General features: G+C 54.2%; 21 protein-coding genes and 1 pseudogene. 16 read left to right on the top strand and 6 right to left on the bottom strand.

Annotated elements, in window-relative coordinates; genetic code table 11:
* Together ACJ8HB_RS11455 and ACJ8HB_RS11450 are read right to left on the bottom strand one after the other, a co-directional pair.
* Positions 1–411 carry a GNAT family N-acetyltransferase gene (locus ACJ8HB_RS11455; RefSeq protein ID WP_060427272.1) on the bottom strand — a complete coding sequence of 137 codons (411 nt, stop codon included), beginning with the start codon at positions 409–411 and terminating at the stop codon, positions 1–3.
* 28 nt (positions 412–439) lie between these two features.
* The gene (locus ACJ8HB_RS11450; protein WP_094859861.1) at positions 440–1,810 is read right to left on the bottom strand and encodes a glutamine synthetase family protein; all 1,371 of its coding nucleotides are present in this window, start codon (positions 1,808–1,810) and stop codon (positions 440–442) included.
* A 245-nt stretch (positions 1,811–2,055) separates the two neighbouring features.
* Here ACJ8HB_RS11450 and ACJ8HB_RS11445 point away from each other — a divergent pair, with 245 nt between their 5' ends.
* Positions 2,056–2,373: a hypothetical protein gene (locus ACJ8HB_RS11445; RefSeq protein WP_041037744.1), complete on the top strand. Its 318-nt coding sequence runs from the start codon at positions 2,056–2,058 to the stop codon at positions 2,371–2,373.
* Here the strand turns inward: ACJ8HB_RS11445 and ACJ8HB_RS11440 are convergent.
* From ACJ8HB_RS11440 to ACJ8HB_RS11425, 4 genes and pseudogenes are all read right to left on the bottom strand, one after another.
* Positions 2,364–2,759, bottom strand: coding sequence for a hypothetical protein (locus ACJ8HB_RS11440; RefSeq protein ID WP_047569499.1), 396 nt, complete (start codon positions 2,757–2,759; stop codon positions 2,364–2,366). The two genes, ACJ8HB_RS11445 and ACJ8HB_RS11440, sit on opposite strands and share 10 nt — an antisense overlap.
* Before the next feature lie 13 nt (positions 2,760–2,772).
* Complete coding sequence (locus tag ACJ8HB_RS11435) at positions 2,773–3,165, bottom strand: hypothetical protein (RefSeq protein WP_047569497.1); 393 nt, start codon at positions 3,163–3,165, stop codon at positions 2,773–2,775.
* A gap of 416 nt (positions 3,166–3,581) precedes the next feature.
* Positions 3,582–4,587, bottom strand: a pseudogene (locus ACJ8HB_RS11430) (hypothetical protein).
* A gap of 249 nt (positions 4,588–4,836) precedes the next feature.
* Positions 4,837–5,451 (bottom strand): helix-turn-helix domain-containing protein, encoded by a 615-nt coding sequence (locus ACJ8HB_RS11425; RefSeq protein WP_236658262.1) that lies wholly within the window; start codon positions 5,449–5,451, stop codon positions 4,837–4,839.
* A gap of 118 nt (positions 5,452–5,569) precedes the next feature.
* On the opposite strand from ACJ8HB_RS11425, the gene ACJ8HB_RS11420 reads away from it, so the two are divergent.
* The 15 genes from ACJ8HB_RS11420 to ACJ8HB_RS11350 all read left to right on the top strand — a co-directional run bounded on the left by ACJ8HB_RS11420 (position 5,570) and on the right by ACJ8HB_RS11350 (position 13,916).
* A complete protein-coding gene (locus tag ACJ8HB_RS11420; protein WP_094859860.1) occupies positions 5,570–5,812 on the top strand; it encodes a helix-turn-helix domain-containing protein in 243 nt (80 codons plus the stop codon).
* Complete coding sequence (locus ACJ8HB_RS11415) at positions 5,809–7,848, top strand: Mu transposase C-terminal domain-containing protein (protein WP_236658263.1); 2,040 nt, start codon at positions 5,809–5,811, stop codon at positions 7,846–7,848. The genes ACJ8HB_RS11420 and ACJ8HB_RS11415 overlap by 4 nt, the downstream gene beginning before the upstream one ends.
* Positions 7,849–7,863: 15 nt before the next feature.
* Positions 7,864–8,760 carry an AAA family ATPase gene (locus ACJ8HB_RS11410; RefSeq protein ID WP_094859859.1) on the top strand — a complete coding sequence of 299 codons (897 nt, stop codon included), beginning with the start codon at positions 7,864–7,866 and terminating at the stop codon, positions 8,758–8,760.
* Positions 8,761–8,772: 12 nt separating this feature from the next.
* Complete coding sequence (locus ACJ8HB_RS11405; RefSeq protein ID WP_060417816.1) at positions 8,773–9,006, top strand: hypothetical protein; 234 nt, start codon at positions 8,773–8,775, stop codon at positions 9,004–9,006.
* 60 nt (positions 9,007–9,066) lie between these two features.
* The gene (locus ACJ8HB_RS11400; RefSeq protein ID WP_094859858.1) at positions 9,067–9,705 is read left to right on the top strand and encodes a DUF3164 family protein; all 639 of its coding nucleotides are present in this window, start codon (positions 9,067–9,069) and stop codon (positions 9,703–9,705) included.
* Between the two features lie 392 nt (positions 9,706–10,097).
* Complete coding sequence (locus ACJ8HB_RS11395) at positions 10,098–10,619, top strand: hypothetical protein (protein ID WP_160208044.1); 522 nt, start codon at positions 10,098–10,100, stop codon at positions 10,617–10,619.
* Complete coding sequence (locus ACJ8HB_RS11390; protein WP_094859855.1) at positions 10,609–11,106, top strand: ANR family transcriptional regulator; 498 nt, start codon at positions 10,609–10,611, stop codon at positions 11,104–11,106. The genes ACJ8HB_RS11395 and ACJ8HB_RS11390 overlap by 11 nt, the downstream gene beginning before the upstream one ends.
* Positions 11,103–11,438 (top strand): hypothetical protein, encoded by a 336-nt coding sequence (locus ACJ8HB_RS11385; RefSeq protein WP_141240909.1) that lies wholly within the window; start codon positions 11,103–11,105, stop codon positions 11,436–11,438. The genes ACJ8HB_RS11390 and ACJ8HB_RS11385 overlap by 4 nt, the downstream gene beginning before the upstream one ends.
* On the top strand, positions 11,435–11,794 hold the full coding sequence (locus ACJ8HB_RS11380) for a hypothetical protein (RefSeq protein WP_094859853.1): 360 nt from the start codon (positions 11,435–11,437) through the stop codon (positions 11,792–11,794). Before ACJ8HB_RS11385 ends, ACJ8HB_RS11380 begins: the two co-directional genes overlap by 4 nt.
* 10 nt (positions 11,795–11,804) lie before the next feature.
* The gene (locus ACJ8HB_RS11375; RefSeq protein ID WP_094859852.1) at positions 11,805–12,029 is read left to right on the top strand and encodes a hypothetical protein; all 225 of its coding nucleotides are present in this window, start codon (positions 11,805–11,807) and stop codon (positions 12,027–12,029) included.
* Positions 12,026–12,637: a hypothetical protein gene (locus tag ACJ8HB_RS11370; protein ID WP_236658264.1), complete on the top strand. Its 612-nt coding sequence runs from the start codon at positions 12,026–12,028 to the stop codon at positions 12,635–12,637. Before ACJ8HB_RS11375 ends, ACJ8HB_RS11370 begins: the two co-directional genes overlap by 4 nt.
* Positions 12,634–12,882, top strand: a complete 249-nt coding sequence (locus ACJ8HB_RS11365; protein WP_060417735.1) for a hypothetical protein — start codon at positions 12,634–12,636, stop codon at positions 12,880–12,882. Before ACJ8HB_RS11370 ends, ACJ8HB_RS11365 begins: the two co-directional genes overlap by 4 nt.
* Positions 12,883–12,928: 46 nt before the next feature.
* Positions 12,929–13,051, top strand: coding sequence for a hypothetical protein (locus tag ACJ8HB_RS11360; protein WP_255171232.1), 123 nt, complete (start codon positions 12,929–12,931; stop codon positions 13,049–13,051).
* Positions 13,048–13,470 (top strand): gp16 family protein, encoded by a 423-nt coding sequence (locus tag ACJ8HB_RS11355; protein WP_094859850.1) that lies wholly within the window; start codon positions 13,048–13,050, stop codon positions 13,468–13,470. The genes ACJ8HB_RS11360 and ACJ8HB_RS11355 overlap by 4 nt, the downstream gene beginning before the upstream one ends.
* Positions 13,467–13,916: a Mor transcription activator family protein gene (locus ACJ8HB_RS11350; protein ID WP_060435868.1), complete on the top strand. Its 450-nt coding sequence runs from the start codon at positions 13,467–13,469 to the stop codon at positions 13,914–13,916. The genes ACJ8HB_RS11355 and ACJ8HB_RS11350 overlap by 4 nt, the downstream gene beginning before the upstream one ends.
* The last annotated feature ends 63 nt before the right edge of the window (positions 13,917–13,979 follow it).

Genomic DNA, 13,979 nt, shown 5'->3' with positions numbered 1-13,979 from the left:
TCAGTGAAGGGCGCGCAGGGCGTGTGCCGAACTATCGGCGCGCCAGGGTGCTTGCAGGGCGGGCAGCGTGACGCGCAGGCCGCGCAAGGCCGGATGCGCCAGGCAGCAGCGCGTCAGCCAGCTTCCCAACCCGACGCCGCGGTATTCGGCGCTGACGAACAGTTCGCTCACCGAGGCGAAGGTGGCGTAATCGGTCACCATGCGGGCGAAGCCGAGCAGGTGGCGCTTGCGGTACAGGCCAAAGCACAGGCCGTGGTGCACCAGGCGCTCGGCCGCCGCCCGATCCGGCAGGCTGAGAAAACGTTGGATCGCATCGATATCCAACAACTGCCGATCGGTGCTGATATGAAAAACGCCTTTGCGCCAGCAGAGCAGCGGCTGCACGGGCGTCCGTTGCGGTTGCATATTCATGATTATCCTTAGGTTAATGAACCGGGGGTTACAGCATCCAGCCGAGTTCGGCGGCGGTGACCTGTTCCTCGAAGCGGCGCAGTTCGGCGCTTTTGCAGGTGTGCCACAGGGTGCAGAACGCCGGGCCGAGCAGCTCACGCAGCGGATCGCTGTGGCGGAACAGCGCCAGCGCCTCCTGTTGGCCGAGCGGCAAGGGCGCGGCGTTGTCGCTCTCGCAGCCGTTGGCGGCGGGCGGCAGCGGCAGCGGCTGTTCCAGCCCGTGCAGCAGGCCGCCGAGCATCACCGCCAGCGCCAGATAAGGGTTGGCGTCGGCGCCGGCCAGGCGGTATTCGATGCGCTGGTTGGCGCTGTCGGCGCAGGGCAGGCGCAGCGCCACCGTGCGGTTGTTGTGGCCCCAGGAGGCGCGCAGCGGCACGTGCATGCCGGGGCGGAAGCGGCGAAACGCGTTGATGTTGGGCGCCAGGATCGCCATCGACGCCGGCATCAGCGCCAGCATGCCCGCCATCGCCTGCTGCATGTTGTCGCTCAGTTCGCCCGGCGCGCCGGTCAGCAGGTTCTCGCCGTGCTCGTTCTGCAGGCTGATGTGGAAATGCAGCCCGCTGCCGGCGGCGTGGGCGCAGGGCTTGGCCATAAAGCAGGCGTGCTGGTGATGTTGCTCGGCAATCTGCCGCGTCAGGCGCTTTAGCGCCATGATCTGGTCGCAGGCTTCCAGCACGCGCCGGCTGTGATGCAGATTCAGCTCGTACTGGCCGGAGGCGGCTTCGGCCACCACGCCGGTCAACGGCAGGTTTTGCAGCCGCGCGTGCCGTTCGATGTCGCTCAGCAGCGCATGGTGGCGCTCGGGCGCATCCACCGCAAAGCTCTGCGTTGGGCAGGTTTCCGCCGCGGCGGGGTGCTGCGGATCCTGCAGGTAGAACTCCAGCTCGGCCGCCACCACCGGGAAGCAGTTGCGTTCGTGCAGGCGCTTCAGCACCCGTTGCAGCACCACGCGCGGCTCCAGCTCGCAGGCGCCGCCGTCGGCATTTTGCATCGTCAGCAGCAGCTGGGCGTGGTGTTCGGGATCGCGCGCGCAGGGGCGCAGCGTGCCGGGCACCGGCAGGCACAAGCGGTCCGGTTCGCCCGCCCGCTGCCCCAGCCCGCTTTCTTCAATCACCCGGCCGTGCAGATCCAGGGCGTAGATCGACAGCGGGAAGTAGCAGCCTTTCTCCAGCCCAAAGGCTTCGGCGATCGGCAGCCGCTTGCCGCGCAGCTGGCCGTTCAGATCGTGCAGATAAATATCCAACTGTTCGGTCTGCGGATAGCGCTGCAGGTAGTGTTCCAGCTCTTTGTGGAAGGCGCGCGTTGGCGAAGCGGGCAGCTCCGCCAGCAGCGGATTGAAGCCGATGATATTAGCATGCATGGCGTGCTCCAGAACGACGACCGGTCACGGCCAGAGGCAGGGATAAACGCATGGGACAACTCTCTTGTGAGGCCATAGCGGCGATGTGAAAAGGGTATCTGCGGCGGCAAAAACTGTCTGTAAAAACGCCGTAACGTTAACGGGGCGCGGAATAAAAATGCCGTAAAGAGCGTGGCGGCGTTGGCGGGTTGGCCGCGCCGGCACGGTCTATACTGGCGAGACGGGCCGTTGAAGGAGAGGCAATGATGAAGAGAATAGGGCTGCTTATCGCCGCGCTGGCCGCGTTCAACGCCACCGCGTCTTCCCCACAGGCGTGGGCCGAGAGCGAAAGGGCGATGCGCGCCGCCTGCCTGAAAGCCAGCGGGCTAAAAAACGCCAGGGTGGAAGGGGCGATCGTTCACTACGGCGACGACGTCGGCTATTCGGCGCTGTTTATCGGCGGGCGCTATCCGCAGCCGTTTATGAAAAACAAGCCGGGCAGGGAGCTGTGCTTATATCAGCGCGCCACGCAGAAGGCGGCGGTGCAGGCGGTGGAGGGGAGCAACGCGTCTGCTCAACCTTGATGCTTGATGAGGTAAATAAAAATACAGCCCACGGTGGTAATAATGGCCTCTACGAGTAAAAGTATAAAATCCATCGCCAGCCATTTCTGTAGCTCAGGAGAGGCGGTTTTTTGCACGAAATCATAGGTTTTCGCATCGAGCCAAACCTGACCCCTAATCTTGATTTTTTTCCTCTTCAGGATCCAAAGAAACCACTGTACCTTCAATGAGGTACCTGGCATGCCGAGGCTATCGGCAAAGGCGACGTAGGGCGGAATAAAATATCCGCTGCCGGCGTAATGTTGATAGAACGCGTCAAACTCTTTTTTATGGCGACGGTAGCCAATGAATTGGATGCAGGCGCTTAAAACCAGCAGCGTTAAGCATAATATGACAAGGGTTTTCATTGAGTAGCCTGAATCACGACATTCTCGCTATCATCATAAAGATCAATGCCATGATGAAGAGCACGCCTTCCAGCGCCAAAAGCGTGCCGTTGTTTTTCATCCAGGTCTGCAAGCGTTCAGATGATGAAAGACGAACAAATTCATAGGTCTTGGCGGGAAGATATTGGTTTTTCTTTACCTTGATTTTCTTCCCGCAAAGGATCCATCTGAACCATTGGGCTTTGATGGAAGTACCTAAAGAGCCAAGGCCATCGGCAATCGCGACGTGAGCAGGGACAAAGTGGCCCTGTTGGGTATAGCGTTGATAAAAAACATCGAACTCGCGTTTATAGCGACGAGAGTAAATATATTGAACAAGCCAACAAAGTAAGAGCAGCACGGCTGCAATAAGTGATGCTGTTTTCATAAGCCACCGGCTAAGGTTCAAGGGGCGTTATGCCTTGCTCAAAAAAGCAAAGATACACATCAACGCCAAACACCCCATTTTCAGCACGCTTAAGATGAAGTCTTTTCGAAGCCAGTTTTTGAGGCGTTGAGATGTGTTTTCATTCACGAATTCGTAGGTTTTTGGGCTCAGAAAAGCGTTTTTCCCTATCTTTATTTTTCTGCCATTCAATATCCAACGGAACCATTGCGCTTTGATAGACACACCGAGCAAACCAAGGTTATCCGCGAAGATGACAAATGGAGGCAAGGGATGGGCGCTTTGTACATAACGTTGATAGAATTAAGAAAATTCTTTTTTATAGCGCCGATAGTAAAGGTACTGAACCAGGGCGCTAATCAATGTCAGAGTGAAGAACAGGACGATAGCGATTTTCATTATTCACCAAAAATGAAACCAGTAATGCTGTCGGCGGCTACACCGCCACCCCAACTGCCAGCTGCGCCACCCAGAGCAGCGCCTGCTATACCGCAAGCTAAAATACCGGTACCAAACGTGGAGGCGCCTAAAACGATACTACAAGCTGTCATTGCTAACATCGCACCACCTTCACCCCCCAAAATCCCCGCCGCAGTACTTGCCGCAAAATGACTGTATCCCTTCACCGCGATCTTGGCGCACTCCTGTTCACGGCCGGTGGTGCAGGCGTTGTAGACGTCGTTGGTGGTGTTCAGCCCACTCAATCCGATGCCGATCCAGCCGCCGGCTTTCATAAACTTGGCCGCACGGCTGGCGCTGTCGACGTAGTTCGAATAGCCCTTGATGGCACCGACGCCGGCAGTGCTCCATTCATGCACCAGCGATTTACTGGAGAGCCCCAGCGCGTGTTTGATTTGCGCATACTCTTTCATATTGAGTTGAGCACGAGTAAGGCGATTCAGTAATGGTTTTAATGTACCGAACAGCCGCGCCCGTTCCACCTGAAACTGGGTGCCAATCAAAGCGCCACTCGTGCGGAACTGATTTTGGTAGGTTTTTTCAATCTCGACCAGGATATTTTTGATCTGGCTGAAGTAGCGTTCTCCGGCATCCGAAGCCAGCCCGACGACCGTTTCCCCATAGCTGGTGAAGGCGGCGATAGCGGCGTAATTGCGGTGCAAGAAGGTGGAGAAATCGCTGTCACCGGCTTTCACCAGCTTTGCTGGTGCGGCTCTTGGCCTGCATCAGGGCGGCGATCTGCGTAGATTGATTATGATTGCGCGGATCGGCGACGATCAGCATTTGCCCCGGTTGAACCAGCGGCGTATCGGCATTGAGCTGCATAAAAATGCGTGCCGCTTCCGATGGCTTGCCACCGAACAGGTAGTTGGCGTGGAAGGCGAGCGGGCCGGTTTGTTGGGCGATGCAATAGCCCGGTGCGATGATGCTGGACTTCTGTTCCATGTCGAAAAGCCTCCTTATTTTAGGAAACTGTGGGGTGGTGATCGTTTCTGGACTGTCTGAGGGAACACCTGGTTAGCCCCGAGGCCTTGAACGGCGGGGATTTCGACAAAATCTGGCGATTCTGGACTGATGGAAGGAAAATGATAAAAAACGAGAAATTATGCGATAAATTCTGGACTAGAGTGATCCACAATTAATCCCTTTTTAAGGGCCGATTAAAGAGTTTAAAAAATTGCGATAAAACACTCCTTAAACGGCCTGTTTATGTTGTACGTTTAGAGTCGGGTCTTGCTGAACCTTATTACATTCGACCAAAATCTCTTCAAGCTTTGCAGCTGGCAATTTTTCCAACATTAAAGCCGCTTGGCGAGCTTCACCGGACAGCATCAACAATTTCAAGCTGTCATCATCTAGTAGGAGCGTTAGCGCATCAGCACCTTTCCTGCCTAGCAGGCGTGCCAACTGCGAGCGCTCCTTCGCCTCTAAGTTATCCCAAATCACCTTCAACGTTTGGAACTCATCCGCCCCAGCATGGCTCTGTTCTTCATGTTGCTCAATTTGACCGCCCGACGGCTCATCCGTTCCTAAAATCAACCATTGAACGGAAACTTGTTCTATTTCTGCAACTCTCACCACCACGTCAACTCCTGGCGTTGTTCCTTTCGCAAAGTAGTTGTTTAGGGTTGAGTAAGGGAAGCCCCAATCCGATGCAGCCTTACGCAAGCTACGCGGCCCCATTAGCTTCTTAAGTCGATCTTGAATACTTTCCTTGGCGTTATCTTGAAAAGCAACATTCGTTTCTTTGTGTAGTCCCACTTTCCATTCTCCTATTTTATTGATTTTTCTATGTTTACTTAAATCCAAACACTTATGTTTTCGAAATAGAAAAGAAAGCTTGAAATTTTCTTTTTGTAGACCAATAATTATCCGTAGAGATAAGCCGTTAGGGTTATCCGTGCAGACAACTTTTTAGGGTAATCGAATGAACAAAAGAAATGAAGTTGAACCTGTCGATATGCATCGAATTGATATCGTTGCTGCTCTCCACAAACAAGGCACCACGATGCGGGAGCTGTCCCGCGCTGCGGGCCTTTCCCCTGATACGCTCAAAAATGCGTTGTATCGCTCTTACCCGAAAGGCGAAAAAATTATTGCTAAGGCGCTGGATACTCAGCCGTCCGCCATCTGGCCCAGCCGTTATCCGCAACAGCAACAGGTGGCATGACTATGTTTCTTAGCGTGAATGAACTGATCGGCTTGCCGGGACTGCCTGGCACAGCGCAAGGCTTGCGCCTCGCACTGAAAAAACGGGCAGATAATTCACCTGATCTGGTGCGCAAGCGCCAGGGGAGTAAGGCTTTCGAGTATCACATCGACTGCTTACCGGAAGCGGCACGCGCGGCAGCGACCGAGCGGCATTACAAGTCTGTGCTGGAGCAATCCGGCTGCCAGACGACTGAGCCGCCCGTTAAGCGAACTGTCGCAATCAAACCGCGCCAGGAACTGGAGCTGATGCGCCAATGTCCTGCGCTGGTCGAGCGCGAGGTTTGCGGCCTGACTGACGACCAGAAAGCCATCGCGGATGCCCGTGCGCTGCTGGCGTCTGAGGTGGAGCGGATGCGCAATGCCGGCCTGTCCCGCCTCTCTGCTGTGAATTACATCGTGGGTGGTTCGCGCGATGGCTCACTGCCAGAGAACTTGATGGCGGCGGCAGACCTGGCCAACGCCCGCAAGGGTTCGCGGGTTGGCATTAGCCGCAGCAGCCTGCAGGAGTGGGTCTCCATTTTTCAGGCGACGCAGCCCGGCCTGGAGCGTCTGGCCATGCTGGCACCAGGGCAGAACAAGCGAAAAAAGCCCGAGGATGCATCATGGTTTTACGGCATGTTCTGGCCTCACTACGCCAACAGGAACGGCCCCAGCGTGCGCGAGGCTTACCGCTCTTTCCGTCGGGAATGGCACGAGGTCTACCACGCGGAGCCGGCCATGCGTAAAGCGATACCGTCTTACTATGCCGTTTTGCGTCGGGTTAACCAGCTGCCGCTGTGCTCTCGTGTCCAGGGACGTGTTTCCGGCTCGGCCAAAAAGGCTTACGAGGTGTATTCCAAGCGCGACTGGGCGCAGATGCCGGTCAATGGCATCTGGATCAGCGATGGTAAATCCATGGATATGAAGGTGGCCCACCCAATCCACGGGCGACCATTTACGCCAGAGCTGACCATGGTTATTGATGGCCGGACACGTTTTGTCGTCGGCTGGAGTTTATCGCTGTCAGAGAACGCGATGGGCGTTGCAGATGCATACCGCTTTGGCATGAAGCATTTCGGTAAGCCGTTATTTGTTTATTCGGATAATGGCGGCGGGCAGAAAAACAAAATGCTGGACGCCGATATTACCGGGATATTCCCGCGCCTAGGTATTGAGCATATGACTGGTATACCGGGCAACCCGCAGGCACGCGGCATCATCGAACGCCTCAACGCCGTCATTCCGGAGCGTATCGCCAAACGGACGATGACCTATAACGGGCGATCGGTTGACCCGAACGCCGCCAGGATACAGGGGAAAAATCTCATCAGCCTGTCGGATGCCCTGCGCAACGGCAACGAGCTGACCACCCAGCAGCAGCGGACGTTCCGCGACCTGCCATCGTGGCAATGGTTGATGGATGCCGTACAGGACGAGATTGATAACTACAACAATCACCATGAACACAGTGAGTTACCAAAGGTTGACGGTGCTCACATGACACCGGCGGCTTATCGCGCCCTGGTGTTGCAGCAGGAAGGCGATGAAATCGAGTACATCACCGAAGGCGAGTTGCGCGAGATGTTTATGCCAGAGGTTGAGCGCGTGGCGCAACGTGGATGGGTCAGTGTCGGGAATAACCAATATTTCTCCAAAGACCTTATCGACGTCGACCGCCAGTCTGTGCGCGTGGGTATGGATATTCACGACCCGGAGGCAGTTATTATTCGCCAAATGGATGGCACCTATGTTTGCACGGCCATTTGGAATGGCAACTCTCATTCCCCTGTTCCTCAGTCTCGCGTTGAGCAGGCCAAAGAGAAACGCGCTAAACGCATGATTAAACGGGCTGGGAAGATTATTCAGGATGCCAACGACGAGCTGCGGCCAGTCTTGGAAGTTCAACGGAATGATTTTAGCAGTCTGTTTGTGGATACCGCACCGCGAGATAACAAGCCGCTGTTCTTATTAGAAACAGAACGCGAAGAATATTTTAAGAAAACCAATTCCCGCTGAACTGGAGAATAAAACATGTCAAAAATAAGCGTACAGCTTGAAGAAATTATGAGCCGTAAGGGCTACACGCAATCCCATGTGGCGCGCGCCATTGGTCGCAGCCCGGCGGCGATCAGCACGTTCCTGAGTGGGAAATACAGCGGCGATATTAAAACCCTGGAATCCGAACTGTCCGGCTTTATTCAGCGTGAATCTGATAAAGACCGTCTGCACCATCTGAATATTGATTTCGTGCCGACCATTACCGCCAAAAGCGGACTTGAAGTCATTCGCATGGCGCACCTGGAAAACGATATCAACGTGATCACCGGCGCGGCAGGGTTGGGCAAGACCATGATGTTGAAGGAGTACGCCCGCCGCTATCGCGATGCCATCTTGATTGAGGCCGACCCTGGCTATACCGCGTTGGTGCTCCTGCAGGAGTTGTGCGACCGCCTGGGCCTCAGCAAGCGCGGCACTATCCATGAGCTGAGCGAGAGCTGCATCACCGCACTGAGCGGCACAGGGCGTGCTGTGCTTATCGATGAGGCCGAAAACCTGCCGTACCGTGCGCTTGAGGTCATCCGCCGCATCCATGACAAGGCCGGTGTAGGCGTCGTTCTGGCCGGTATGCCGCGCTTGATCCTCAACCTGAAAGGCAAGCGCGGCGAGTATGCACAGCTCTATAGCCGTGTTGGCTTTGCTCTTGATCTGCAGGAGAAGCTGCCGCAGGCAGACCTGCAGCTTATCCTCACCAATATGGTCGAGGAAGCGAACAGCGACAGTGTTTTTTCCGCCTTTTACAGGGCATCAAAAGGTAATGCGCGCCGGTTGTTCAAATTGGCACGCGGCACCATCCGCGCCAGCGAAATTAACGCCACGCCGATTGATGAGGCAATGGTTGATAAAGTCGCAGGCATGTTAATTAGTTGATGAGGTATTAGCATGGAACAATTAACGGTAAACAATAAGAAGATTGCGGCGAAGTTGAATTGTCTGGCGCGTGTGGGATTAAAGGTTGTTGAGTGCCATGTTAATTTTCGCCGCCCGGTTATTGAAGTTGAAGCACCACTGCAAGATTGGGTAAAGGGTGCCGTGGAAATCACGGAAACACGAAACGGAATTAAGCGCACTGTCAAAATGACGATATGGCATGGCGCACACATCATCTGGTGTTAATTGCGTTTTATTCTGGACTACTCACTATAACATTGGTAACTATTTTAAAGAGGTAATAACATGTCAACTGAAAGTAAACAATACACTGAAGTATCAGCCCCTGCGGGCTATTGGGTTGACGCTAAAGGTGTGTTAACACCGGAAAGCCTGATTAAAGATATCGATAAGTCGCGCGATGCTCTGGTGGGTGAAATTATCATCAAGGCCATTGAGTTGAATAAAGCAATGGCTGAATTCAAACAGTCAACGTTTGCAGATATTGCCGCGTTTGTTGACTTATCCGCCAATGAATACAATGTGAAGTTGGGGGGTAAGAAAGGCAACGTCACTTTATATACTTTCGACGGACGTTACAAAATTCAGCGCGCAATGGCTGACCGACTGGCGTTCGATGAGCGACTGCAAGCCGCGAAGGCCTTGATTGATGAATGCCTGACTGACTGGACTGAGGGGGCAAAGCCTGAACTGCAAGTTTTAATTAACCGGGCCTTCTCAACAGATAAGGAAGGTGAAGTTAGTACCGGTGCCGTTTTGGCTTTGCGCCGCTATGAGATTGCTGATGCGCGCTGGATGCAGGCAATGAAAGCTATTGGCGAAGCGTTGCAGGTTATTGGCAGCAGCGCCTATATCCGCATCTACGAAAGAATCGGCGACAGTGACCAATACAAGCCTATATCCCTAGATATGTCGGCGGTGTGATATGGGTTCCAAGGCAAAGTTATTTAACCAGCAGCACAGAATAGGCAGCACGTTTATTTATCAGCCTAACCGGGCGCTACGCGGTGGCCCGGTGGTCAGGACAGTGGAAGCAGCCCGAGACCTTAAATCGGCAACGGTTGTGGAAATCAATGTTGCACCGTATTTCGTCAATATTGAATCATTAACACCGATCGGCTGAATTTAAACGTAAATAAATCAATTTTAATTATGGCGTAAACCCGCAGGGGCGCGCTTACGCCTAAATCATGAGGTTCTGAAATGGATAAAGAATTTTATGTTTCCCGTCGTTCTGTTTGGAGTGGCGTATTCATTATCGGCGTGGTGTGGGTTTGTAGTCTGATTTGGCTGGGTTCGATTATTTGGAGGGCATTATGAGTTATTACAAAATTGAAAAGAAAGCGGCTATTCAGGCATGGGATTTTGAATGTCTCAAACGTAAAGAACTGAACGAAAAAGCGAAAGAGTTTGCCGCTAAGTTCGGCGCGAGACCAGTCTTTAATACAGATGTAACCCGCCATCGTTTTTATGCTGTTGCGTTTCCTGATGGCGTACCAACGTTTGGCCATCCGTCATTGTGGACTGCAGCAACAGCAGCAAATAGTTACACCACAACCCCCAAGCGTAGAGCGCCTGCGGGGATGAGTAAGGAGCACCGCGAACTCTGGGCGCTATGGGATGAGGGATATCCTGGTGAGTCGGTATCACGCGAGACTTTATGGGTATCGCTCGGTTTGGATTGGGGAATGCTTTTTATCTGCGGCCTGTCGATTTTTCGATTTAAAGACGCGATTTATTTCAATACCAGCGCCAAACCCAATTTGGAATTTGGTGCGGTTGAAATTACCGGTTCTGAATATTCCATTGCTGCTGAGGATTATCAAAATGGAAAATAAATCTAAAAGCGAACAGATTCGCCTGGCTTTGGCTGAGCGTGGGCCATCCACGGCGGCAGAGTTGGCCGAGGGTGTGGACATTGAGATTAAAAACGTTGGGGCATTGCTGGCTTATGATTTGAAACATGGCCGCCTGGTTCGTGGGTGGCGCGGGAAAATTCGTATTTATGGGTTGCCTGGCACCATCGATAATCCGTCGCCATCGCCTTCACTGGTTCCCTTGCGTAGAGCCAAGCGCTATGTCTCACGTCTGGCTCGCCAAAGTCAGTCTGTTGAGCTGCAGATGCCAGATATTGAGCCAGGCGACAACTTCAGAACGCTCTCAGAAAAAGCCCGTCAATGCGAGCAGGCCAATAACTTCACCGACGCCGCACCGCTTTGGTTAATTGCTGCTGACTTTGCCACCAAAGAGGCAAATCAATTCTGGTGCCGGAGCCGTTCTGATTTCTGCGTGCGCGGCTGGAAATATCCGGAGGTGAACCAATGAAACGATTTACCCCAGATTGTTCAATGCATATGTCGCATGAAATGGCGTTTATGCGTGAAACACCAGATGGCGCGTATATGGAATATCAAGACCATCTCCCAGTAAAAACGCAGCGGGATAATTTGGCCATTCGCGTTTCAGAGTTGGAAAAGCGTCTGATTGGCCTGAAACCGGAACGCTACGAAATGCGTTATTGGAATGATGGCTACCACATTTGGGGAGAGTGGGACGCTATTTCCTCAGAATTGTTCGCGCGATTAAGCCTGGAACACGCCAGGGATAACGATTACGAATTCCGCATTTTGTATGCGCAATTAAAGGAGGATTTATGACCCTTATAACCTCCGGGGCGACTCGATACGTGTTGATTATCTGTGGTTACGCCCTGAAATTTCCGCGCGTTAGCAGCTGGCGCAGTTTCTTGGCTGGCATGTTGCACAACATGTCCGAGCGAGATTTCAGCGCGATGAACATCAACCTGCTGTGTCCTGTCGTCGCCAGTGTTCCATGTGGGTTGTTGAATGTCATGCCGGCGTGCTGCGTCAGTCCTGCAGCATTACGGAGCTGGCGAGCAGCAGCAGAACAGCATGAGCAGGCATCGCTGTTATTGAACATCGTCGAGCTGAAATCCGACTCGGCGGGAATGCTAAACGGGCGGCCGGTTGCTGTCGATTATGGGACTTACTGAGGGGTAACACATGGCTAATTTTCTGTCTGTAACCGGCTGTCAGCACCTTGATGAGGGGGCGAAACGGATCTACCACCTGACCAACATGACTTCGGTGATCGAGTATCCGCGTTTGCCTGTACGTTCTCGCTTTCAGTTCTATGACCCGCGAGGCAACAAGGTTCACACCAATGGCGAGCGTGTCGCGATGAAACAGGCTGTTGAACGCCATAAAAAACTCTGGAGGTTCGAATGAAAACTTTCGCCTATGCCTGGGCAAGCGGCCTGATTCAGTTCGGGAAGACTGTGCCAGAAGGCGCTTTGCCGATCATCTCCGGGCAAGAAGATGATGTGAAAAACATCCTCATCGCTATTTCCCGTCATTCACGCACCAACGATGACTTATTGGTGCCTGGCGTATCGGAGGCAGCCAATCAACATCTGGCATTGGATGCCTTCATTAAATTTAGCGATTGGGCGCGCCGGGACTACGCCCAATTGATGAAAAAAAGGGCCGGCAGTTCCGATGAGGAATATTCCATCGAGATCATCGGTCGCTTCACCAGTGGCACCTACATTGCCCGATACCAGGGTAAACAGGCCAGCAACACCGCCAGCGCAAAAGGCGCTGTCCATCGGCTGGCGGGCAAGATTTTTGGCCCCCTGCAACGGGTGACGGTCACCCGGATCAGCGCTGGCCGGGAACATGCGGCCGGCACCTTTCGCGTCACAGTCGATGAAACCCAGAAATGCCGCCGTTGTGGCTGCACCTGGCGCAATGCGTGCGTCGGGGGTTGCCACTGGGTCAGCCCTGATTTGTGCAGCGCGTGTGCCGATGACGATGAGCGAGAGGTGGTCTCATGAAAAATGTCCTGCGCAAAACCAGCGCCAAAGACTTTAACCGGCGTTTTCCGGTGGGTTCGCGGTTTCGCTACTACCCCGTTGTCGGCGTGCCTGACTGCGAAGAAGTGGTGACACGCTCGGTGGCCTGGCACCTGCAGAACGGTAAGACCGTGGTGCGGGTCGAGGGCAAGATTGGCGGCGTCTCCGTCTACCGTCTGGAGCCTCTGGAGGCCTTCCATGAAGTACCCCAAGGGCAGCGTGGTTAAGTTGCCGCCCCGGCCAGACCGGGGCGTTGTTCTCAACGTGTTCCCAATGCCGGATGAGCGATTTCGCTACGGCGTGCAGTGGGACAGCGGCCCTTACCAGGTCTACGACGAGAAAGAGATCCAGTGGGCGACGGTTGACCGCCCCAAAGTGTACGGGAGTTTGATATGACACCTAACGCGAAAGGCCTCATCGGGGCCATCAAAGCCGGCCAGGCGTTCCTCGGGATGGATGACGACACCTATCGTCAGATGATTGCCAGAGTCACCGACGGTAAAACCTCCTGCCGGCAGTGCTCGCTGGACGAGCTGCAGCGCGTCCGCGAGTACCTGCATCAGCAGGGGTTCCCCCGCAAAACCACCCGGCACGGACGCCGGCCGAAGGTTGCCCGCTCACGCGAAGCTATCCTGGCCAAGATTGAGGCGCTGCTGGCCGAGGCCAAACGCCCCTGGAACTACGCCGAGGGGCTGGCGGCGCACATGTACCAGCAGCATGTGCTGGAGTGGCTGACCGTCGAGCAGCTGTCTGCGGTGATGAAGGCGTTGATCATCGACGCCAAACGCCGCAAAAACAGGAGTAAGCCATCATGAAATTTAACGAGATCAAGCCCGATTTAAGCCAGGTTGAAGCGCTGTTGCCGTCGGTGGTCATTGAGCTGATCTCACTGATTGGCTACGCCAAGACCGAGGAAATGATAAGCCATCTGGGCGGCATCACCTTCAAGGTCGGCAAGTCCGTGCGCAAAAAGGGCAACCGGCGCGGCGAACTGCTGATCGAGCTGCTCGGCAAGGAGACGGCCGCTATCATCGAAAAACACTTCGGCAGTGAACCGCTGTATATTCCGCGTTGTGACAGCGCGTTGCGTGAGTGGCGTAATCGCCGTTTCATCGACGAGCACAACGCTCTGGTGGCGGCCGGTGAAAGCTCCCGCTTTGCGCGCATCACGCTTTGCCCCAAATACGGCGTGACTGACCGGTGGGCGCAAAAGCTGTTGGCAGAGCGACAGGTATCGTCACAGCAATTAGATCTGTTATAGTAAATTTGCCTGATATCAAAGGGTGACGAACACCGTCCCCGCTTTGAAAAACTCCGTTTTAAT

It is taken from the genome of Serratia sp. CY27727 (assembly GCF_052169275.1).
In the GTDB taxonomy this organism is placed as follows: Bacteria; Pseudomonadota; Gammaproteobacteria; order Enterobacterales; family Enterobacteriaceae; genus Serratia; species Serratia sarumanii.
This window is presented reverse-complemented; position numbering and strand designations above follow the sequence as displayed.